Here is a 21,617-nt window from a genome sequence, read left to right on the forward strand (position 1 = left end):
ATCTGCCGTCAACCCCTGATTTGATTTTTCTATCAGGATGTCCAAAATCCCTGCTTATATATAGACGCGCCCGTAACGAATGCGCAGTATATTGCCCAACACATACAACAATACTCTCGCTTGCTACTTCGGACGATGCCACGCAATGAATGACCACCCCCGCAGTCTTGCCTCGACCCTGTTCTCGGTTGGCCTGCTCTTGATAGCCATGGCATCAATCCAGTCCGGAGCCTCCCTGGCCAAAAGCATGTTCCCGGTTATCGGTGCTCAAGGAACGACCACCCTGCGACTGATCTTTGCCAGCGTGATCATGCTGCTGATATTGCGCCCATGGCGAGCGAAGCTCACTGCGAAATCCCTGCGCACCGTTATCGTCTACGGGATGGCGTTGGGCGGCATGAACTTCCTCTTCTATATGTCCTTGCGCACTGTCCCCCTGGGTATCGCCGTAGCCCTGGAGTTCACCGGCCCATTGGCAGTCGCTATTTACGCCTCACGTCGAGCGATCGACTTTCTGTGGATCGCTCTGGCAGCCCTGGGTTTACTGCTATTGATTCCGACAGGCGCCACGAGCACGGGCATCGATCTGGTCGGAGCAGGTTATGCCCTCGGTGCTGGTGTCTGCTGGGCGCTGTACATTCTGTTCGGCCAGAAGGCTGGTGCTGATAATGGGGTGCAGACCGCTGCGTTGGGCGTGATGATTGCCGCCCTGTTCGTAGCTCCCATTGGTATTGTCCACGCTGGCGCTGCGCTACTGACACCCTCGTTGATTCCCGTGGCCATCGGGGTCGCCATTTTGTCCACCGCCCTGCCCTACACCCTGGAGATGGTCGCCCTCACACGGATACCAGCCCGGACCTTCGGTACATTGATGAGCATCGAACCTGCGATCGGTGCGCTGTCCGGCCTGTTGTTTCTCCAGGAATACCTTTCCCTGTCACAGTGGCTGGCTATCCTGTGCATCATTCTGGCTTCCGTCGGCGCGACCATGACCATGGGAAGTAACGCCAAGCCTGTGGTCGCAGCAGATTGAAACAAGATTGACGCAGGTCTGGTATTTACCGCTCAATTAGGCCATGTTTAGGCTACGTAACTCAGTGTCAGACATGGATTTTTTCAGATAGGGATATCAGAACGCTTCAAGCAAAAGCGAATGCAGGCAGACCCAGGCACAGATCCGGGGCCGCTATTAAGGACAGCAATGAAACGAATTTTGATACTGATCGCCGTACTTGCAATTGCGGGCTGCGCAGCGACCTCGAAATCCCAGACGAAACACGGCAAGAAAGGACTGCATATCAATTGTTCGGGGCTCTCGTCCTCGTGGGACAAATGCTACACCAGCGCCGCCAACTCGTGCGCGCCCAAGGGTTACAAAGTCATCGCCAAGTCAGGCGATGCGGTGGAAGAGCCCGGTGACTATCCGTTCGGCCTCAACCCTGCCGGCTACACCAGCCGCAGCATGATCGTCATCTGCAAGTAACCCTCCCTTCCTATCGGGCTTGTGTAGCCCGATAGGCGCTTCGCGCCGATGCTGCTAACGTTCGTCAGTCAATGACCGTTCAGCAAAGGGCGATATCCATGACTACCGCTATCAATAACAAGAAAATCGTATTGGTCGTCGGCGCAGGCGATGCCACCGGCGGCGCCATCGCCAAACGTTTTGCCCGTGAAGGTTATGTCGCCTGCGTCACACGTCGCAGCGCAGACAAACTCCAGCCATTGGTAGAGTCCATCACAGCCAGTGGCGGCGAGGCTCACGGTTTTGCCTGCGATGCGCGTAATGAAGAAGACGTGATAGCACTCATTGAGCAGATCGAAACCGAGATCGGCCCCATCGAAGCGTTCGTCTTCAATATCGGCGCCAATGTGCCTTGCAGTATTCTCGAAGAAACCGCCCGCAAGTATTTCAAGATTTGGGAAATGGCCTGTTTCTCAGGGTTTCTCAACGCCCGTGAAGTGGCCAAGCGCATGGTCACCCGCCAACGGGGCACGATCCTGTTCACCGGCGCCACTGCTGGCTTGCGCGGCGCCGCGGGTTTCGCCGCCTTCGCCGGGGCCAAGCACGGGATTCGCGCCTTGGCGCAAAGCATGGCCCGCGAACTGGGGCCGATGAACATCCATGTCGCCCACGTCGTAGTGGATGGCGCCATCGATACCGACTTTATCCGCGACAATTTCCCGGAAAAATACGCGACCAAGGATCAGGACGGCATTCTCAATCCCGAGCATATCGCCGACAACTATTGGTACCTGCACAGCCAGCCACGGGACGCCTGGACCTTCGAGCTGGATCTGCGCCCCTGGAACGAACGCTGGTAGCCCTCCCCTTCCAACAATAAGAAGAGCACATCGACCATGAGCAAAACCGTGGAGTTCTTTTTCGACCTTGGCAGCCCCGCCACTTACCTGGCTTATACCCAGCTGCCCAAGATCTGCAAACAGACCGATAGTCAGCTGATCTACAGACCGATGCTGCTGGGTGGCGTCTTCAAAGCTACTGGCAATGCTTCCCCCATCACCGTACCGGCCAAGGGTCGCTACATGTTTCAGGACCTGGATCGCTATGCCAAACGCTATGGCGTACCGCTGAAGTTCAACCCGAACTTCCCGATCAATACCCTGATGCTGATGCGCGCTGTCACAGGTATGCAACTACGCCATCCCGAACGCTTTCAGGCGTTTATCGATTGCCTGTTTCACGCCCTTTGGGTTGAGGGACGCAGCCTCGATGATCCAGCGACTGTTGCCGCCGTGCTGACGCAAAACGGTTTCGATCCAAACGAGGTGCTGGCACTGACCGCCGATGAAACCGTCAAAGCCGCCCTCAAGGAAAACACCGAGGAAGCGGTGCAACGTGGTGTATTCGGTGCACCGAGCATGTTTGTCGGTGATCAGTTGTTCTTCGGCCAGGATCGGCTGGACTTCGTCCTTGAAGCCCTGCGTGCGCAATAGCCAACGCCTGCCTATGAAATGAGCCAGGCACTGGACACAGCGCCTGGATTCAAACCGCTCAAATAGCCGCGGTTCGGGTGTTCAACCATTCGAGGGCCGCACCGTTGAGCAACGGACTCAGGCGTTCACGCACCTCGGCGTGATAACCGTTGAACCACTGCTTTTCGTCTTCAGTCAGCAGCGACGGTTCCAGGCAACGAGTGTCGATCGGGCACAGGGTCAGGGTTTCGAATTTCAGGAACTCACCGAATTCGCTCTTGCCTGCTTCGCGATTCAATACCAGATTCTCGATCCGCACACCCCAGCGACCCGGACGGTAAGTGCCCGGTTCGATGGAGGTGATCATGCCTGGCTGCATCGCGGTTTGCGGTGCAGCCGCGGCCTGATAGGCGATGACTTGCGGGCCTTCGTGAACATTGAGGAAATAGCCGACGCCGTGACCGGTGCCGTGGCCGTAGTCGACGCTTTCGGCCCAGATCGGTGCACGGGCAATAGCGTCCAGCAACGGCGACAGAATGCCTCGTGGGAACTGTGCGCGGGAGAGTGCAATCACGCCTTTGAGCACGCGGGTGCAATCGCGCTTCTGCTCGTCAGTCGGCGTACCCACCGGCACCATTCGGGTGATGTCGGTGGTACCGCCCAGGTATTGGCCGCCGGAGTCGATCAGCAACAAGCCGTCACCCTCGATCACCGCGTGTTCTTCTTCGGTGGCGTGGTAGTGCGGCATCGCACCGTTGGCGTTAAACGCGGCAATGGTGTTGAAGCTCAGCGACACGTAATCCGGACGTCGGGTACGCGCCGCGGTCAGGTGTTCGTCGATGGTCAGTTCGGTGATGCGCTCACGCCCCCAAGCCGCTTCCAGCCAGGCGAAGAACTCGCACAGCGCCGCGCCATCCTGCTCCATTGCCCGACGAATGTGCTCGGCATCGGCCAGGCTTTTCTGCGACTTGGCCAGGGTGGTCGGGTTCAGGCCTTCGAGCAGTTTCACGCCGCTGTTCAGGTTTTCCAGCAGACCGGCCGTGACCCGCGCTGGATCGACTTGCAGGCTCTCGCCGCTCGGCACGGCGCGCAAGGCGGCGGTGACTTCGCTGTAATCGCGCAGGGTCACGCCGTCCTGTTCAAGAATGGCGCGTAGCTCGGCGCTCACTTTGCTCAGGGCGACGAACAAGGTGGCCTGCTGCTGGCTGATCAGGGCGAAGGACACGAACACCGGATTGAACGACACATCGCCGCCGCGCAGGTTGAACAGCCAGGCGATGTCATCGAGGGTGGCAATGAAGTGCCAGTCGGCACCGCGCTCTTTCAGCACCTCACGCAGTTTGGCGAGTTTTTCGCCACGGCTGACCGTCGCCTGAGGCGGCAAGTGTTGATAGATCGGCTCGTTCGGCAGGCTCGGACGATCACTCCAGACTTCACTCAACAGATCGATGTCGGTGCGCAGACGTGCGCCGCGTTCTTCGAGTTTGCTGCTCAAAGTACGCGCGGAGGCCACGGCCATCACCGCGCCATCGACTGCGACGACACCGCCTTCAGGGGTTTGCTCGGCCAGCCAATCGAGCGGGCCGGGTTGACCCGGTTGCAGCTTGACCAGTTCGATGCCGCTGCCCTTGAGTTCCTTGCTCGCTTGTTCCCAATAGCGGCTATCGGCCCAGACACCGGCAAAATCCGGCGTGACGATCAGCGTGCCCACCGAGCCATGAAAACCTGACAGCCACTGCCGTCCCTGCCAATAGCCCGGCAGGTATTCCGACAGGTGCGGGTCGGCCGACGGCACCAGCAGAGCATGAATGCCCTCCCGGCTCATCAGCTCGCGGGTTTGCGCCAGGCGCTGGGGTACCAATCCATTGGTCAAAGGCTGTGTACTCATCGTGTCTCCTGCTAACCACTCATCATTATTATTCGGTGCCGATCAGAGTCGGCGCTTAAGGACCTGTCGCCCAGAATGCCGGAGCACTGGCGCAAGCTGCTTTAATCAGGCGTACCGCTTGATCGATATCCTGCTCGGTGGTGAAACGCCCCAGGCTCAAGCGAATGGTGCGACTGGCCGAGCGTGCGTCATGCCCCAGGGCCAGCAATACATGGGACGGTGCATTGCTGGCGGAATTACAGGCCGAGGTCGCGGAAAACGCGATCGAGGTGCTCAAAGCCGCGGAACTGAACTCGCCTTCGTTGAAAGTCAGGCTCAGGGTATGGGGAATGCGCTGGGTCGGGCTGCCATTGAGGCGCACCCCGGGAATGCTCAGCAGCGGCTCGAGCAAGCGTTCACGCAGACGTGTGATGGTGGCTTTTTCTTCATCGAACGAGGTGGCCGCCAACGCGAAGGCTGCCCCCATTGCGGCAATCTGGTGCGTCGCCAGCGTGCCGGAACGCAACCCGCCCTCGTGACCGCCGCCGTGGATCTGCGCCTGCAGACGCTGCTGAACACGAGGACCGACATACAGCGCGCCGATGCCTTTGGGACCGTAGACCTTGTGCGCCGAGAACGACATCAAATCCACCGGCCACCGGGCCAGATCGATCGCCACTTTGCCCGCGCCCTGAGCCGCATCAACGTGGAATAACGCATCGCGATCACGCACCACCTGGCCGATGGCCGGGATGTCGTTGATGGTGCCCAGTTCGTTATTGACCAGCATCAATGACACCAGAAAGGTGTCCTCACGCATCGCTTCACTGACCGCTTGTGGAGTAATCAGGCCTTCGGCATCGGGCACCAGATACGTCACCGCAACGCCTGCGTCCTGCAACTGTTTTGCAGTGTCGAGAATCGCTTTGTGTTCGATCTGGCTGGTAATGATGTGGCCGCCGGATACACCGCGGGCCTGGGCCACGCCCTTGAGGGCAAGGTTGTTGGATTCGGTGGCGCCGGAAGTCCAGACAATCTGTTCCGCCTGGGCGCCCACCAACTCGGCGACCTGGCGCCGTGCTTGCTCGACCGATTGCCGGGCCTGTTGGCCGAAGGCGTGGGAACTGGACGCTGGATTGCCGAAGTTACCCGTGAAACCCAGACACTCGACCATGACCTTGATGACCCGCTCATCCACCGGCGTGGTGGCGGCGTAGTCGAAATACAACGGACGTTTTTTCATAAAAGACTCGCAGAGCGTGTTCCGGGATCAGGAAGCTCGTCACTGGAAATGTCAAAGCGCCGCCTCATGAGCGACGCCGAATTTTCAGAACGACAGCAATACCTGATCGGAGGCCATTAAAGAAGAACAACTTCATTTAAAAGTGCGTAGGAACGCTCCTGAAGTCGAGCTTAACAGGCATCGGGCCACCGGATGAAGCAATGCGTCAGCTAAAACTTTCGAGCAATAACGGATACATCGAAGCCACCAACAATAAGGCCATACCCCAGTTGAACAGCCGCAACCAGCGGCGATCGCGCAGCACATTGCGCAACAGCGTGCCGCAACCGGCCCACACCCCGACGCTTGGCAGGTTGATCAAGGCGAAGACCGCGGCAATCACAATCACATTGGTGAAATAACCCTGCATCGGCGTGTAGGTGCTGATGGCACCGATGGCCATGATCCAGGCCTTGGGGTTGACCCATTGAAACGCTGCCGCACCCAAGTAACTGATCGGCCTGCCTTCTCCCTGTTCACCCTCGGCGACCGGCCCGGAATGAGCAATCTTCCACGCCAGGTACAGCAAATACGCCGCGCCGACATAGCGCAACACGGTGTAAAGCATTGGATAGGTTTGAAATACCGTGCCCAGGCCGAAACCGACGGCGACCACCAGGACGAAGAAGCCACAAGTGATGCCCAGCATATGGGGAATGGTGCGCTGAAAGCCGAAATTCACGCCCGAGGCCAGCAACATGGTGTTGTTCGGACCGGGGGTGATCGAGGTGACAAGGGCAAACAGGGCAAAGCCCAGCAGCAGGTCGAGTGAGAGTGTCATGGGTGGCAGTCCATCAGGGTCAGTCAGGTATTGACCCTATCGCACGCCTTGAGGGAAACCCATGGACAGTTGCGTGAAAGTTCGAGCGGTACAGTTGTCACTCAGCTTTGGCGACCGTGCAGCTGTACTGCGCGTTCGGCGTTCATCTCGCCTTGTTTGTCGAAACTGAACGATTTTGCCGGCTGGCCGAGCAATTCGGCTTTCTTCGCGTGGTACTCGTCGAAGGACAAGCCACGACGATTCAGCGCCTCCAGCGCCAGTTCCCGGGTTTCTTCAGCGGTGTAGGGCCGCAATTCCGGTGAAACATGGCTGGCACATCCGGCGAGAACGGAGATGGCGAGCAGCAAGAAAGTGGCGAGCAGAGATTTCATTTCGGGCGTCCGCAGATCTGTGTTTGGGGCAATGAACACAGGCTACCCGTGCCGCTCGAAGGGTAGAAATCAACGCTCTCGATAGTGGGTATCGGATCAAAAGATCGCAGTCTTTGGCAACTGCTCGTCGGGCACTCGGTTGCGGGAAAAGGGTTGACCTATAGTTATTCGACCGGAAATCGGCGAAGGAACACCTTAACCCCACAACAAAGGAGAACCGTCATGAGCGTAAAACCTATTCCAGAGGGTTATCACAGCATCACCCCTTATTTAGGCATTCAGAAAGCTGCCGAAGCCATCGACTTCTACAAGAAGGCCTTTGGCGCCACCGAAGTCATGCGCCTGGCCATGCCCGATGGCGGGATCGGGCACGCTGAGCTGCGTATTGGTGACTGCCCGATCATGCTTGGCACACCCTGCGACCAGGGCCCATTGAGCAACCCGGACAAGTCGCCGTCCGTGGGGCTGCATCTGTATGTGAATGATGTGGACAAGTCCTTTAAGCAGGCCATCGATGCCGGTGCCACGCAGGTATCCGAGGTCAAGGATCAGTTTTATGGCGACCGTTCGGGGACTTTGAAGGATCCCTACGGGCATCTGTGGTTTTTGGCCACGCACAAGGAGGATTTGACTCAGGAGCAGATCGAACAGCGGGCGAAGGAGATGTTTAAACAGGGTTGAGTTTTTCAGTGAATGTTCGGGCCTCTTCGCGAGCAAGCCCGCTCCCACAGTTGATCGGCTGCGTACACATAATGTGTGTTCGACACCAATCCAATGTGGGAGCGGGCTTGCTCGCGAAGAGGCCATCACCTTCAACATCCAATTTGACTGTCAGACCTTTTCGCAAATAAACCCGCCCCCCGCCCAGCCAGCAATACGAAACATTTACTTTCATATCCCCTTTCGGGATTTTCGATGCTCATACGTCTTATTTAGATGCAGTCGGTCGCGTAGGCAAAAGCCACGGCCGGACTTTTCATGGACCGCACCGCTGGGAAGCCCGCAGCAGTAGTCCTCTCATCGAAACAAGACCTTTAATCATGTCGAAGAAATCCCGCTCAAAACTCTGGTTTCTGGTCCATAGCTGGCTGGCGCTGCCCATCTGGTTTTTTGTATTGATCGTCTGTGTGACCGGCACGCTGGCGGTGGTCAGTCAGGAAATCGTCTGGCTGGCCAACCCGCAAATGCGGGCCAGCGCGCCTTCAGACGACGCGCCGCTGCTCAACTATGACCAGATTGTCGCCGCCATCAAACAGGCCGAACCCCAGACGCTGGTCCAGAGCATCAGTCGCCCCGACGAGTCGCATTTCGCCCTGGACGTGGACGTCAGTTACCCGGACGGCCGCTCGGTGACGGTCTATGTGAACCCCTACAGCGGGGTGATTCAGGGCACCGCTCCACAATTCAACTTCAAGGCATTCACCCGTGCACTGCATGGCTGGTGGCTGGTGCCGTTCACCAACGGCTACAGCTGGGGCTGGTATCTGGTGTCGTTCCTCGGGCTGCCGATGCTGGCGTCGCTGGTGACCGGGTTGGTGGTCTACAAACGGTTCTGGAAAGGCTTCTTCCGACCGACCCTGCGCATTCGCCATGGCGCACGGATTTTCTGGGGCGACTTTCACCGGCTCAGCGGCATCTGGTCGATCTGGTTCATTGCGGTGATCTCGATCACCGGTGTCTGGTTCCTGATCAAGGCGATTCTGTTCGACAACCAGATTTCGATTACCACGGAACCGGTGGTGTCGGTCGTCTCGCGCGAAAGCGTGCCATTGACCAGCACCGGCAAGCCGGCCCCGATGATCAGCCTGGAACAGGCGATCAAGGTCGCTCAGGAACAGATCCCCGGACTGGAAGCGAGTTTCGTCAGCCTGCCGGGCAATGCCTACAGCCACCTGTCGGTCGGTGGTCGAAGCTGGTATCCGCTGATGTTCCAGACGGCCGAGGTCAACCCGTACAACGGCGATATTGCCAGCACACGGCTGCTGTCCGATCGCTCCAGCCTGGAATTCGTGACCGAGTCGATGCGTCCGTTGCACACCGGTGACTTTGGCGGGATCTGGATCAAGCTGATCTGGTTCTTCTTCGGTTTGCTGCTGAGCATGATGGTGCTCAGCGGCTTGCTGATCTGGACCAAACGCACCGCCCTGGCCACCGCCAATGCGTTCAAGCGCAGCAACAAGGCTCCGCTCCCGGTGTCGAGACCGCAAACGGTCATGAACCAACAGACTCCGGAGGGCAACCTGTGAGCAAGACGATCACTGCACCGCAGCCTTCCCGGGCGAGCCTGCTTTGGCGCAAATGGCGCTTCCACATCAACATTTTCTTGCTGCTGATCCCTTTGGGCTTCATGCCCAAATACTTTGCCGACGCCTCGCTGTTTCGCGGAGACAGCGGACTGGGGGAACGGGAAATCGGCGAAATCCAGGTCGGTCCCTGGAGCCTGCAACTGGCCGAACTGCGCAACGAAGCGCCACGATTGACCGGCCCGGCTGGCCACATGAAAGGTTTCAACGCAGCACTGTGCGAGCGCTGTCGCGATGAGGTCAAGGCGACGTATCTGCGCATCGGCAAACCCCGCAGCCTGCGCGCGGCCGGGGTGATTTTCTTCGGCACGCCATACCGCATGGGCGCGATGCTGCCGGTGCCCGAAAAGACCAAAACCGACGCCGAGCTGTGGATCACCATGGAAGGCTGGGACGGCGCCATGCATCAAGCGTCCATCCCCCTGAGCCAGGCATCCCCGGCCACCCTCGCATGGCTGAACAAACAAGGAGGCAAACCATGATCAGCTCTTTTCGCCCCGCTCTATTGATGTTTTGCGCCGGTTTCAGCGCCAGCGCCCTGGCTCACAACCCGATGTGCGAATGCAAGGCCATCGATGCCGAACAGATCCAGTGCACCGGCGGTTTCTCCGACGGCAGCGGCGCGCCGGGCGTGACCCTGGACGTGATCGGCTACGACGAAACCATTCTGGTGCCGGGCAAACTCGGCAGCGATTCGACCCTGACGTTCAAGAAGCCCGGCGCCGAGTTCTACGTGCTGTTCGACGCTGGTCCCGGCCACGTCGTCGAGATCGACCAAGCGGACATCCAAGCCCCATGACTACACCAACCACACACATCGTCCGCCCGGCCGGCGCCGGCCATGAAACCCTCTATGTGTTGCTGCTGTGCCTGATGATCCTGGCGGTTGCCGGCTCGGTAGTCGCCTGGCGTGGCGAGGCTCAGGAGGTGAGCAGCGTTGGCAGCCATCAACTGGATGCCCGTCGTGATCTGAGCGCCTCCGAGCAAGGTATTTACGCCGACCTGCGGGTCACGCTGGATGAAATTCATCTGTTGCGTCAGGAACAGCAGGCGCTGCCCACACCCGCCACCCTCGCCGATGAAGGCTTTGCGCCGTTTGCCCAGGACGCCAGTTCTGTCAGCCGCGGCAGCCATGCCTGGCAGTTGCTGGGCGCGAAGGCGTATTTCGGCCAAAGCCAGACCCCAACCGTTGCCGGTTCGTTTCTGATGCGCTTGACCGCTGAAGACGACACTGCGCCAGACATCTGGCTCAACCGCGCCAGCACCCTCAACGCCCCGAACGATCTCACCGACGCTGCGCTCAACGGCGCCGGCTGGCAGCAGATCGTCGCGCAATTCGATGCCGGCGTCACCCGCCAGCATCGGCATTGAACCCTCGCCTTCACCCGAGAGAAGACCGCTTTCCCATGCCTAGTTCATCTCAACGTCATTCCTTTTTGCGCCTGCTGCTGGTCGGCCTGTTTGCCTGTTTGCTGACACCTCTGGCCAGTGCCGACGAAGCCAAGCGCCTGCGCATCGGAATCACCCTGCACCCTTATTACAGTTACGTGGCCAACATCGTCGGTGACAAGGCCGAAGTGGTTCCGCTGATCCCGGCCGGTTTCAATCCGCATGCCTACGAGCCGCGGGCCGAAGACATCAAACGCATCAGCGGGCTGGACGTGGTCGTACTTAACGGCGTGGGCCATGACGACTTCGCCGACCGCATGATCGCCGCCAGCGAAACGCCGAACATCAAGGTGATCGAAGCCAACGAAAACGTGCCCCTGCTGGCCGCCACCGGCGTCGCTGCCCGGGGTGCCGGCAAGGTGGTCAACCCGCACACATTCCTGTCGATCAGCGCTTCCATTGCCCAGGTCAACAACATCGCCCGGGAACTGGGCAAGCTCGACCCGGCCAACGCCAAAACCTATACACAGAACGCCCGCGCCTATGGCAAACGCCTGCGGCAGATGCGCGCCGACGCCCTGGCAAAACTGACCCAGGCGCCGAACGCCGAGCTGCGCGTGGCCACGGTGCATGCCGCCTACGATTATTTGCTGCGCGAGTTTGGCCTGGAAGTGACTGCTGTGGTCGAGCCGGCCCACGGTATCGAACCGAGCCCCAGCCAGCTGAAAAAGACCATCGATCAGCTGCGGGAGCTGGACGTGAAAGTGATCTTCTCGGAGATGGATTTCCCGTCCACTTACGTCGAGACCATTCAGCGTGAATCCGGGGTGAAACTGTATCCGCTGTCGCACATTTCCTACGGCGAATACACCGCCGACAAGTACGAAAAAGAAATGACCGGCAACCTCAATACCGTCGTCCGCGCGATTCAGGAGTCCGGCGCATGACCGCTAAAGAAACCATCACTCAATCCCCTGTGGGAGCGGGCTTGCTCGCGAAGAGGGAGTATCAGTCGACATCCATGTTGACTGACCCAGCGCTTTCGCGAGCAAGTCGGATCGCCGCACCGCCGCTCCCACAGGTTTCGGGGCCGACGCTGGATTTCGCCGAGGTCAGCCTCACGCTGGGTCGCACGACGATCCTCGACAAGGTGACCTTTGAGGTTCGGCCCGGCAGCGTGCATGCACTGGTCGGCCCCAACGGTGGCGGCAAGAGCTCGCTGATCAAGACCCTGCTCGGGCAGATGCCGCATCAAGGTCGATTGAGCCTGCAATGGCCTGGCGAACCGGGGACCATCGGCTACGTGCCTCAGGCGCTGGAGTTCGATCGCGGTTTACCGATGACCGTCGATGACTTCATGGCCGCGATGTGCCAGCGGCGCCCGGCGTTTCTCGGGTTGAGTAAACACTACGCGGCGGCCATCGGCGAAGCACTGGAACGGGTCGGCATGCAGGACAAGCGCAAGCGGCGCATGGGCGCATTGTCCGGCGGTGAGCGCCAGCGCGTTTTGTTGGCCCAAGGTTTGATTCCGGCGCCGCAATTGCTGGTACTCGATGAGCCGATGTCGGCCCTCGATGAGGCCGGCATTCAGGTGTTCGAACGATTGCTAGGTGACTGGCGCCAAAGCGGCATCACCGTGCTGTGGATCGAGCATGATCTGGAGGCGGTCGGGCGACTGGCGGACCGGGTCACCGGGCTCAATCGCCGGGTGCTGTTCGATGCCACGCCGAAACAGGCACTGACCCCGGAGCGACTGCTGACCTTGTTCTCGACCCATCCCCGGAGCGCCGCCTGATGAGTTACGAAGCCTTTCGTTTGATGGTCCAGGGTTGGGCCTCGTCGGGTTACCTGCCGGAAGCGCTGACCTATGGATTTGTGGTCAACGCGCTGCTCGCGGGGCTGTTGATCGGCCCGGTGTTGGGCGGCTTGGGTACGCTGGTGGTGGTCAAGCGTTTCGCGTTTTTCTCCGAAGCGGTGGGCCATGCGGCGCTGACCGGTGTGGCCATCGGCATTCTGCTCGGCGAGCCCTACACCGGGCCTTATGGCAGCCTGTTCGGTTACTGCCTGCTGTTCGGCATTTTGCTCAACTATTTACGCAACCGTACGGGGCTGGCGCCGGATACCTTGATTGGTGTGTTTCTCTCCGTATCGCTGGCACTTGGTGCGAGCCTGCTGCTGATCCTGGCCGGTAAAATCAACGTACACATTCTGGAAAATGTGCTGTTCGGTTCAGTGCTGACAGTCAACGGCAATGACCTGCTGGTATTGGCCATCGTCGGCTCGCTGGTGATGGCGCTGGCCCTGCCGCTGTACAACCGCATCATGCTCGCCAGTTTCAATCCGCAGCTGGCGGCGGTACGTGGTGTGGCGGTGAAGACCCTGGATTACCTGTTCGTGATTCTGGTGACCCTGATCACGGTGGCGGCGGTGAAAGTTATCGGGGCGATTCTGGTCGGTGCGCTATTGGTGATTCCTGCGGCGGCCGCGCGCTTGCTCAGTCAGTCGCTGAAGGGTTTCTTCTGGTGTTCGGTGCTGATCGCCACGGTGAGCACGCTGTGCGGAATTCTCGCGCCGATTGTCTTTGACCTGCCTATCCCGTCCGGTGCCGCGATCATTCTGGTGGCCGGTATCGCCTTCGCCCTGGCCGCGATTGCTCGTGGCATCGTTCCAAGTCTGAAAGGGAACCTCGGATAAATGTCTTTTTCTCTGCGTCAATTGACCCTGGCGCTGACCTTGTGTGGGCCAGCCTCGTTCAACGCATCCGCCACCGACACCTTCGAACCGATGCGTTTGTTGGCCAATCACGGTGTCGGTAACACCGCGCTCTTCGCCTCGACTTCAACGCACAAAGTGCTGGTGCTGGCAGCGTTGCCTGTGACCTACGGTCTGGGTGCCCTGCTGCTGGAGGGCACCGATGTCAGCCTTGAGCGCGCTGCGCCGGCCAACCTTCCCGGCAGTCGGCAGACCGCTTATTTCACCGGTCGCGGCGCTCAAGCGCTCAACAAGCTGGCGATCGACGCGGATGCGGTCATCGGCCTGCGTTCGCTATGGCCGGATGATCCGCTGTATCCGAACGCCCGTCGCAGCAATATCCGCATCATTGAAATCGACGCCGCCCGCCCGGTGGACGGCGCCCTGCCCGGCATCGCTGTACAGCCTGGCAGCAAGATCGACGGTTTGAACAGTCAGCCTTGGTTGTCCAGCAACAACATGGGCCGGATGGCGGATGTCATGGCGGCAGACCTGGTGCGCCTGGCGCCAGCGGCCAAGCCGAAAATCGATGCCAACCTGGCAGCACTCAAACAGCGCCTGCTCAAGTTCAGCGCTGACAGTGAGTCGCGGTTGGCCCGTGCTAACAATTTGAGTGTGATGAGTTTGAGCGATCATTTCGGCTACCTGATCGGCGGCCTTAATCTTGAGCTGATTGGCCTCGATGCTCGACCGGATGCCGAGTGGACGCCGGAGGCGCTCAAACAACTGGGTGCGACGCTCAAAGACAATGACGTGGCGGTGGTATTGCATCATCGCCAGCCGTCGGATGCGGTAAAAGCGGTGATTGCCGAGGCTGGCAGTCGGTTGGTGGTGTTGAGTGTCGATGCGGCGGATCCGGTGGCCGAATTGGAAGGGAATGTGGATTTGGTGATTAAAGGGTTGGACGGCGCGTAACGTCAGTTGCACCGTGTAATCGTTCTTCGCGAGCAAGCCCGCTCCCACATTTGATCGGTGGTGATCGTAGATTCTGTGATCGACACAAATCCACTGTGGGAGCGGGCTTGCTCGCGAAGGCGCCCTGACAGGCAACACTGAATCCAGACCAAGAAAAAGCCCGCTGAACCGATAAGATCAGCGGGCTTCTTTTTGCGCGGTGACTCAGTGAGCCACAGCCGCCTGTTCTTCCATTTTCTGGCGCAGGCTCAGTGGACGCATGTCAGTCCAGACCTCTTCGATGTAGGCCAGGCATTCCTTTTTCAGGCCGCTCTTGCCCACGGTGCGCCAGCCTTGTGGCACGGCTTTGTAGTCGGGCCAGATCGAGTATTGCTCTTCGTGGTTGACCACGACCTGAAAGAGGATGTCCTCGCGGTCGAATACTGACGTCATGCTGTCTCTCCATCGCTGTAGGGTGGGCTGCACGCCGTGCGCAGCCGTTATGTAGAAGGAACGTTCAAGGCACCAAAAAATTTAGAGGCTGGCGATGGCCGCAGCCATGGCCCTGCCGAAAATGCCGGCCACCCGATCGATTTCCGCGGCCGTGATCACCAACGGTGGCAGGAAACGCACGACACCGCCGTGACGCCCGCCCAGCTCGAGGATCAATCCGCGTTTGAGGCATTCGCGCTGCACCAACGGCGCCAGCCGAGCGAATATCGGTGGATGCCCTTGAACGTCCGGCGCGCCGGTCGGGTCGACCAGCTCAACGCCCAGCATCAAGCCCCGCCCGCGGATATCGCCCAGTTGCGGGAAGTCCCGTTGCAGGATGTGCAGGTGTTCACTCAAGCGTTCGCCCATGGCGGCGGCATGCTCGCAAACCTTGTGCTCTGTCAGGTAGCGCATCACCGCAGAGCCTGCGGCCATTGCCATCTGATTACCGCGGAAGGTCCCGGCATGGGCGCCCGGCAGCCAGGTGTCGAGCCAGTCGCGATAGACCACCACCGCCAGCGGCAGGCTGCCACCGATGGCTTTGGACATCACCACCACGTCTGGAATGATCCCGGCGTGCTCGAAGGCGAACATCTTGCCGGTGCGGGCAAAACCGCTCTGGATTTCATCGACGATCAGCGCTACGCCGGCCTTCTCGGTGATGCGTCGCAAGCCGCGCAGCCAGTCGAGATCGGCCGGAATCACCCCGCCTTCGCCCTGTACCGCTTCGACGATCACCGCAGCAGGCAATTGCACGCCGGCCTCTGGATCATTCAGCAGGTTTTCCAGGTAACTCAGGTTGACCTGCACCCCCTGCGCGCCGCCGAGCCCGAACGGGCAACGGTAATCGTAGGGATACGGCATGAACTGCACGCCACTGCTGAGCAACGCACCCAGCGGTTTCTTCGGCCCCAGACTGCCCATCAGGCTCAGCGCGCCCTGGCTCATGCCGTGATAACCGCCCTGGAACGACAAAACCGTGCTGCGTCCGGTGGCGGTGCGCACCAGTTTCAGCGCGGCTTCTACCGCATCGGTGCCGGTGGGGCCGCAGAACTGAATCTTCGCTTCAGCGGCCAATGCCGGCGGCAACAGACCGAACAGGTCCTGAACAAACTGATCCTTGACCGGCGTAGTGAGGTCGAGTGTGTGCAGCGGCAGTTCATCGGTCAGCACTTGCTGGATCGCTTCGATCACCACCGGGTGGTTGTGTCCCAAAGCCAGAGTCCCCGCACCGGCCAGGCAATCAATGAAACTGCGGCCTTCGACATCCTCGACATAAATGCCCTTGGCTCGCTTGAGTGCCAGGGGAATGCGCCGCGGATAGCTGCGAGCGTTCGACTCCTGCTGGCTTTGACGAGCCAGCAATGGCGATTCGTTGAACTGATAAAGCGTCTCGGCAGGCGTCGGAACGATCCGGGCAGGCTGATCTTCGATAAGGCTGATAGCGACTGACATCTCTCGATCCCTCAATACGCTGTTGATAGTGACCAAAACTGCACACCGGGCAGGTGCGCGTTCCGGTCACGGGGCGCACTTGCAGGTTTTCCTGTTTTGGAAACGCATCAGGACCTCAAGGATTTAGACCCTCGATCAGCTTTCTATGAAGGTGGTGACAGCGCCTTGTGCATGGGAATGGCGTGGAGTCCCGCCACGGTGAAGGTTTCAGCGCAAGCCCGGTAACCCAGACGGTGATAAAACGCCTCACCGGTACGGGTGCTGTTGAGCCGCGCGTGAGGCAAACCCTGAGCGATCAACCAGGTTTCGAGATCATGCACCAGCGCTTGTCCGGCGCCGCGTCGAAACCATTCCGGCTGTACATAGCAGAACGCGACCTTGCCGCTGATCGCCGCCATGGCGACGCCGATAGGTTTGTCCTGCAACAGGGCGATGTTCAGGTACAACCGCGAGTCGGCCAGCCAGGGTTGCACGTGTTCAATGGTTTTGTTGTGGGTCCAGGTGGCGACGGTTCGCGGATCGTTGCGATGGTCCAGCGCGCAGCCGACGCGAATGGAGCGCTCGACGATGCGGCTGATGATCCCGGCGTCGGCAGGCGTTGCCTTGCAGATGTGTATCGATGCATCCATGGCGCTGTTACCTCAATCCATTGAGTCAAAGCTGCCAGGGACGATAGCGCTGTGAGGGCCGGGTGGCTAATGGAGAGACGTTACATTTGGTGTGCGACCAGGATAGTCACAGGTCCTGTGATCACACAGATCCACTGTGGGAGCGGGCTTGCTCGCGAAAGCGATTTCACATTCAACAATGATGTTGGCTGATACTCCGCCTTCGCGAGCAAGCCCGCTCCCACATTTGCTCTGCGGTGGCTTGTCAGACCGGTTGCAACGGCATCGTCAATTCGACCCGCAAGCCATCCGGTCGGCTGTCGAAATGCAGGGTGCAGCCGCAACGCTGGACGATGGCCTGGACAATCGCCAGTCCGAGGCCGCAACCGGTGCTCTGGCCGTTGCGCCAGAAGCGTTGGGTCAGGTGTTGCAGGTCATCTTCGGCAATCCCTGGGCCGTGGTCGCGGACCAAAAAGCGCACGCGATTGTTGGTGGTTTCCAGGCTCAGCTCCACGGCCCCATTTCCTGGGGTATGGCGCAGGGCGTTGTCGAGCAAGTTGCGCAATGCGGCAATCGACAGCACCGCGGGCATTTGCAGCGGCGCATCGGAGAATGTGGTCGGCACCTGAAACTTGATCCGCTGACGATCACCGCTGGCCGCATCCTGTATCGCCAGTTTCGCCACCTGTTCGGCGCTGCATTGCACGCCATCATCGAACGACAGACTGCCCTCGACGCGCGCCAGCAGCAGCAATTGTTCAAGCGTGCGGTGAAGTCGGTCAGCGCCCTCTTCAGCCCGCGCCAGGGACTGATCCCGGGCGCTGCCTTCAGTCATGCGCGCCACTTGCAGATGGGTTTTGATCGCGGTCAGCGGGCTGCGCAATTCATGCGCGGCATCACCGGTCAGGCGCCGTTCGCGCTCGATGGTCTTGCCAATACGCAGGAACAACTGATTCTGAGTTTCCAGCAGCGGTTGCAGTTCGCTGGGCAGCGGCTGGATCTGCAACGGCTCCAGAGAATCGGCACTGCGCCGCATCAGCGCATCGCGCATACGATTAAGCGGTGCCAGCCCCTGACCGATGCCGAGCCACAACAGACACAGGCAGCCGAGCAGCGCCACGCCGACCGGTACCGAGGCCGCCAGCAGGATGGACATGTTCAGCGCTTCGCGCTCGATTTGCCGGTCGGCAGTGGTAATGCGCACATTACCGCGCGCCAGGGTGAAGCTGCGCCAGGGTGCGCCATCGATCATTTGATCGTGAAAGCCCATTTTTTCGGCTTCCAGGGTTTGTTCGGGGCTACTGTGGCTGCGGGCCAGGATTTCGCCGCGCAACGAGCTGACCTGACAGGCCATGCCGCCAGGGATACTCAGCTGTTCAGCGCTGAAATGGGTCCCCTCGCCCTTGCTCGGCAACGCAGGCAGTTGCTCCAGCAGCCCGGCCACCATCCGCGCGGACGCCACCAGCCGCTGGTCCAGGGAAAACATCATCTGGTTGCGCAGATCACTGAGCATCCAGGCGGCGGCCAGGGCCCAGATCAGCGCAAACGCGGCGCCGAGGGTCAGGCTCAGGCGCAAACGCAGACTCATCACTTCGATTGCTCTCCGCCATCGGCCGGCCCCAGGCGATAGCCCAAGCCACGCACGGTCTCGACGATGCCGTTGCCGAGTTTGCGCCGCAGGTGATGGATATGGACGTTAAGGGCGTTGCTTTCCAGTTCGTCATTGAAACCGTAGACACTGTCCTTGAGTTGCTCGGTGGACAACACCCGGCCACGGTTGTGCAGCAAGGCTTGCAACAGCGATTGTTCACGGCGCGACAAATCGACGGGTCGGCCGCCGAGCAGGGTTTCTCGGCTGCTCGGGTCGTAGGTCAAACGACCATGTTCAATCAGGTTGACGCTGCGACCCGCCACCCGTCGCAACAGCGTATGCAGACGGGCGGCGAGTTCGCGCAGGTCAAACGGTTTGAGCAAGTAGTCATCGGCACCGGCTTGCAGGCCGTCGACCCGGTCGGTGACCGAATCCCGCGCAGTGAGGATCAGCACCGGGATTTCGAGGCCATGGTGACGCAACTGCTGCAACAACTTGAGGCCATCTTCGTCCGGCAGGCCGAGATCGAGCACCATGACGTCGAACTCGGCCACCTTGAGCATCGCCCGGGCGGCGGAAGCGGTGGCCACGTGTTCCACCGTCAGGCCCTGGGCCGTGAGGCCGGCAACAATGCCGCTGGCAATCAGCTCATCGTCTTCGCAAACCAGTACGTGCATGGGAGCTCCATGAGCAAAAACGCGAGTCAAACAGATGTGGATTAAGCCGCAATTATGGCAAGCCCCACGGCCGACGAGAAGCAGGCCTTTCGTTCAGTGGTCGTCCAGCGTACCAGATAGGTATTTGATGATCGCCTTAATCATTTTGACACCCTCCTCTTAGTTGACATGAAACATAGCAGTCTCAAACCGAAACAATCAACCCACAAAAAGCCATATCAAAGATCAATATCTAACGATAGTCTAACTCCGACATTAACACCCCACACTATCAGGCTCGAAGAGATGCCATTTATTTACTATAAACACTCTTCAGCCAACTGAAAGGAATCAGATCATGTCGACACTCAAGAATTTTGTTGCCGTCGATTGGCGCGCAGGAAAAGATAAAATTTACTTCTTCTTCAAAGACAGCAATACCTACTCCAGATTTGATCTTGGCGAGAACAAGGTTGACGAGGGATATCCTGCCGAGATAACAGCCGATAACTGGGGAAGCTTTCACGCTCACGTCAAAGATCTGCGTTTCGGTTTTACAGTCACTGGGGTTGGGGGCCACCCGAACGGAGGTGATGACATTTTATGGCTGTTCTATTATGCCAATGGCACTCCGATGGTCTGTAAGTACGACCAGGATTACGACAAAGTAACCGGAACTTATCGTCTTGAAGATTCGTTGTGGCACTCGCTACTTCCTTATTTCGACCGCATCGTGGCCGGCACATGGTGGGAAATATTCGGCTTCAAATATCTATTCAAGTTTTTGACGAATGATGGACATTACATCAACTTCAATTACAGAACACAAAAAACATCAATAAAGCCCATCACACCTGACTCTTGGCCCGGATTGGGACCTTACAAAAACCGAATCATAACAGCCGTGCAAAACGACGCCCCGCTTTTCGACAGCTACTTCTATATCTTTCTGACCAACAACAGATACATCAGATACAACATAAAGGACAACAGGGCAGAGACGGGGCCGACAACAATAGATGACGACACCTGGCCAGGGTTGATACAAGACTGAGACGGCATCGGATTCCGCTTCCTGGGAGGATCATGCCTTGGGCCGGGGGACCGCTGGCTTTTCTCCAGACGACGGGTGATTTCTCGCGCGTCATATATATATGTAACGCACGTCCTCCTTCTCACCTGAATAACCTGTGTGCGTACCACCCCAATTGTCCACTCACACAGGTATTGACTATGTATACACACTCATCCGCTTTGACGACTCTGTTCAGCTTGCTCAACACATTGAGCTCGCTGATTGCCCGGTTGACCAATGAGCAAGCAGCCGCCAGAAAAAAGGGGCTGGAGCTCTACAACCTGGGGGAATACCGGGATTCGGAGGCTTATCTGACCATTGCCGCCACCGCTGGAGATCGTAAATCGCAGTACGCACTCGCAGAAGTCATCAGGCGCCGGGAAAACAACCTCAAGGAGGAGGATCAAACCCACGCCGACAGAGATTGGTACGCCCTGGCAGCAGCTCAGGGCGACGTCTACGCCCTGCTGCGATTGGCTGATGACGCGTCCCTTAAGCAAGCCAAAACACTTGCGCAAGGGCGTGCCGACAGCGGCGATGGCGAAGCCATGCTTCAACTTTATGAAATAACCAAGGATATCGCCTGGCTGAAAAAATCGGCTGAAGCAGGTTTTCTGGAAGGGCAATACATACTCGCCCTTGTGTATGACAAGGACCACACCCTCATTCCGGATGCGATTAAACGCAGGTCCACTATCGACCGTTGGCTCAAACGTGCGGCCGAGGCGGGGTTCTCTCGAGCGATGCACTGGTACAGCAATCGCCCACCCATTAGCCATGATCTTCCCAACAGGAGAGAGTGGCTGATCAAAAGGGCGCAATTGAACGATGTAAACGCGGTGCTCGAGTACGGCTATAGGTTGGGTGGCGTCTATGAGGATGAGAATGGCATCGATACCGAATACGGCTTCGAGAAGAACCTGATCAATAGCTACGGCCTCATTTGGCTGGTGCTCGATACCTCTCGGGAATCCCCGCGCTACAACACCGCGTTTAGCAATCTTTCAATCATTGCGCAGGACATGTCCAAAGAAGACATAGAAGCCGGCAAGGCATTTGCGCAAGAGTGGAAGAGTACGCATCCCCCACTGTCGGAATTCAGATTGACCTACAGCGATCTTCGGTAAGCCATTAAGGATGATTCGCGCTGTGAATCCTGGATTCCAGC

At 58.9% G+C, this 21,617-nt stretch carries 24 protein-coding genes; 15 read left to right on the forward strand and 9 right to left on the reverse strand.

The genetic code is table 11. The annotated features are described in order from the left end of the window. The first annotated feature begins 145 nt into the window (after nt 1-145). The 4 genes from rhtA (at nt 146) to PMI36_RS03380 (ending at nt 2,955) form a co-directional block, all read left to right on the forward strand. Nucleotides 146-1,033 carry a threonine/homoserine exporter RhtA gene (gene rhtA, locus PMI36_RS03395; protein WP_008075554.1) on the forward strand — a complete coding sequence of 296 codons (888 nt, stop codon included), beginning with the start codon at nt 146-148 and terminating at the stop codon, nt 1,031-1,033. A 168-nt stretch (nt 1,034-1,201) separates the two neighbouring features. Then, a complete protein-coding gene (locus tag PMI36_RS03390) occupies nt 1,202-1,483 on the forward strand; it encodes a hypothetical protein (RefSeq protein WP_008075556.1) in 282 nt (93 codons plus the stop codon). A 98-nt stretch (nt 1,484-1,581) separates the two neighbouring features. Beyond that, nucleotides 1,582-2,322: an SDR family oxidoreductase gene (locus tag PMI36_RS03385; RefSeq protein WP_008075558.1), complete on the forward strand. Its 741-nt coding sequence runs from the start codon at nt 1,582-1,584 to the stop codon at nt 2,320-2,322. A gap of 36 nt (nt 2,323-2,358) precedes the next feature. After that, the gene (locus tag PMI36_RS03380; RefSeq protein ID WP_008075559.1) at nt 2,359-2,955 is read left to right on the forward strand and encodes a 2-hydroxychromene-2-carboxylate isomerase; all 597 of its coding nucleotides are present in this window, start codon (nt 2,359-2,361) and stop codon (nt 2,953-2,955) included. Between the two features lie 58 nt (nt 2,956-3,013). Here PMI36_RS03380 and PMI36_RS03375 read toward each other — a convergent pair whose 3' ends face one another. From PMI36_RS03375 to PMI36_RS03360, 4 genes are all read right to left on the reverse strand, one after another. Further along, the gene (locus PMI36_RS03375) at nt 3,014-4,822 is read right to left on the reverse strand and encodes an aminopeptidase P family protein (RefSeq protein ID WP_008075563.1); all 1,809 of its coding nucleotides are present in this window, start codon (nt 4,820-4,822) and stop codon (nt 3,014-3,016) included. A gap of 55 nt (nt 4,823-4,877) precedes the next feature. After that, on the reverse strand, nt 4,878-6,044 hold the full coding sequence (locus PMI36_RS03370) for a cysteine desulfurase family protein (protein WP_008075564.1): 1,167 nt from the start codon (nt 6,042-6,044) through the stop codon (nt 4,878-4,880). A 205-nt stretch (nt 6,045-6,249) separates the two neighbouring features. Beyond that, the gene (locus PMI36_RS03365; RefSeq protein ID WP_008075565.1) at nt 6,250-6,864 is read right to left on the reverse strand and encodes a LysE family translocator; all 615 of its coding nucleotides are present in this window, start codon (nt 6,862-6,864) and stop codon (nt 6,250-6,252) included. Nucleotides 6,865-6,965: 101 nt separating this feature from the next. Further along, complete coding sequence (locus PMI36_RS03360; RefSeq protein WP_008075566.1) at nt 6,966-7,235, reverse strand: hypothetical protein; 270 nt, start codon at nt 7,233-7,235, stop codon at nt 6,966-6,968. Between the two features lie 222 nt (nt 7,236-7,457). On the opposite strand from PMI36_RS03360, the gene PMI36_RS03355 reads away from it, so the two are divergent. The 9 genes from PMI36_RS03355 (at nt 7,458) to PMI36_RS03315 (ending at nt 14,593) form a co-directional block, all read left to right on the forward strand. Then, nucleotides 7,458-7,916: a VOC family protein gene (locus tag PMI36_RS03355; protein ID WP_008075567.1), complete on the forward strand. Its 459-nt coding sequence runs from the start codon at nt 7,458-7,460 to the stop codon at nt 7,914-7,916. 359 nt (nt 7,917-8,275) lie between these two features. Beyond that, on the forward strand, nt 8,276-9,481 hold the full coding sequence (locus tag PMI36_RS03350; protein WP_008075573.1) for a PepSY-associated TM helix domain-containing protein: 1,206 nt from the start codon (nt 8,276-8,278) through the stop codon (nt 9,479-9,481). Then, nucleotides 9,478-10,020 carry a hypothetical protein gene (locus tag PMI36_RS03345; protein ID WP_008075575.1) on the forward strand — a complete coding sequence of 181 codons (543 nt, stop codon included), beginning with the start codon at nt 9,478-9,480 and terminating at the stop codon, nt 10,018-10,020. Before PMI36_RS03350 ends, PMI36_RS03345 begins: the two co-directional genes overlap by 4 nt. Beyond that, nucleotides 10,017-10,337, forward strand: coding sequence for a hypothetical protein (locus PMI36_RS03340; protein WP_008075576.1), 321 nt, complete (start codon nt 10,017-10,019; stop codon nt 10,335-10,337). The genes PMI36_RS03345 and PMI36_RS03340 overlap by 4 nt, the downstream gene beginning before the upstream one ends. Beyond that, nucleotides 10,334-10,909, forward strand: coding sequence for a DUF6162 family protein (locus tag PMI36_RS03335; protein ID WP_008075577.1), 576 nt, complete (start codon nt 10,334-10,336; stop codon nt 10,907-10,909). The genes PMI36_RS03340 and PMI36_RS03335 overlap by 4 nt, the downstream gene beginning before the upstream one ends. A 35-nt stretch (nt 10,910-10,944) precedes the next feature. Beyond that, on the forward strand, nt 10,945-11,874 hold the full coding sequence (locus PMI36_RS03330; RefSeq protein WP_008075578.1) for a metal ABC transporter substrate-binding protein: 930 nt from the start codon (nt 10,945-10,947) through the stop codon (nt 11,872-11,874). 74 nt (nt 11,875-11,948) lie between these two features. Further along, a complete protein-coding gene (locus PMI36_RS03325; protein ID WP_404943050.1) occupies nt 11,949-12,722 on the forward strand; it encodes a metal ABC transporter ATP-binding protein in 774 nt (257 codons plus the stop codon). Continuing rightward, the gene (locus PMI36_RS03320) at nt 12,722-13,621 is read left to right on the forward strand and encodes a metal ABC transporter permease (protein WP_008075580.1); all 900 of its coding nucleotides are present in this window, start codon (nt 12,722-12,724) and stop codon (nt 13,619-13,621) included. Before PMI36_RS03325 ends, PMI36_RS03320 begins: the two co-directional genes overlap by 1 nt. Further along, nucleotides 13,622-14,593 carry a metal ABC transporter substrate-binding protein gene (locus tag PMI36_RS03315; RefSeq protein ID WP_008075581.1) on the forward strand — a complete coding sequence of 324 codons (972 nt, stop codon included), beginning with the start codon at nt 13,622-13,624 and terminating at the stop codon, nt 14,591-14,593. A gap of 204 nt (nt 14,594-14,797) precedes the next feature. On the opposite strand, the gene PMI36_RS03310 is transcribed toward PMI36_RS03315, so the two are convergent. The 5 genes from PMI36_RS03310 to PMI36_RS03290 form a co-directional block, all read right to left on the reverse strand. Further along, the gene (locus PMI36_RS03310; protein WP_007934245.1) at nt 14,798-15,025 is read right to left on the reverse strand and encodes an MbtH family protein; all 228 of its coding nucleotides are present in this window, start codon (nt 15,023-15,025) and stop codon (nt 14,798-14,800) included. 81 nt (nt 15,026-15,106) lie between these two features. Continuing rightward, nucleotides 15,107-16,519 (reverse strand): aspartate aminotransferase family protein, encoded by a 1,413-nt coding sequence (locus PMI36_RS03305; RefSeq protein WP_008075584.1) that lies wholly within the window; start codon nt 16,517-16,519, stop codon nt 15,107-15,109. A gap of 143 nt (nt 16,520-16,662) precedes the next feature. Beyond that, nucleotides 16,663-17,148 carry a GNAT family N-acetyltransferase gene (locus PMI36_RS03300; protein ID WP_008075586.1) on the reverse strand — a complete coding sequence of 162 codons (486 nt, stop codon included), beginning with the start codon at nt 17,146-17,148 and terminating at the stop codon, nt 16,663-16,665. A gap of 244 nt (nt 17,149-17,392) precedes the next feature. Further along, nucleotides 17,393-18,718 carry an ATP-binding protein gene (locus tag PMI36_RS03295; RefSeq protein WP_008075587.1) on the reverse strand — a complete coding sequence of 442 codons (1,326 nt, stop codon included), beginning with the start codon at nt 18,716-18,718 and terminating at the stop codon, nt 17,393-17,395. Next, nucleotides 18,715-19,395, reverse strand: coding sequence for a response regulator (locus PMI36_RS03290; protein ID WP_008075588.1), 681 nt, complete (start codon nt 19,393-19,395; stop codon nt 18,715-18,717). The genes PMI36_RS03295 and PMI36_RS03290 overlap by 4 nt, the downstream gene beginning before the upstream one ends. A gap of 337 nt (nt 19,396-19,732) precedes the next feature. Between PMI36_RS03290 and PMI36_RS03285 the strand changes: the two genes are divergently transcribed. After that, on the forward strand, nt 19,733-20,428 hold the full coding sequence (locus tag PMI36_RS03285) for a hypothetical protein (protein WP_008075589.1): 696 nt from the start codon (nt 19,733-19,735) through the stop codon (nt 20,426-20,428). Between the two features lie 179 nt (nt 20,429-20,607). Next, complete coding sequence (locus PMI36_RS03280; RefSeq protein ID WP_008075591.1) at nt 20,608-21,576, forward strand: tetratricopeptide repeat protein; 969 nt, start codon at nt 20,608-20,610, stop codon at nt 21,574-21,576. Nucleotides 21,577-21,617: the final 41 nt, after the last annotated feature.

Origin of the sequence: Pseudomonas sp. GM79 (assembly GCF_000282495.1) — a bacterium.
Taxonomy (GTDB): domain Bacteria; phylum Pseudomonadota; class Gammaproteobacteria; order Pseudomonadales; family Pseudomonadaceae; genus Aquipseudomonas.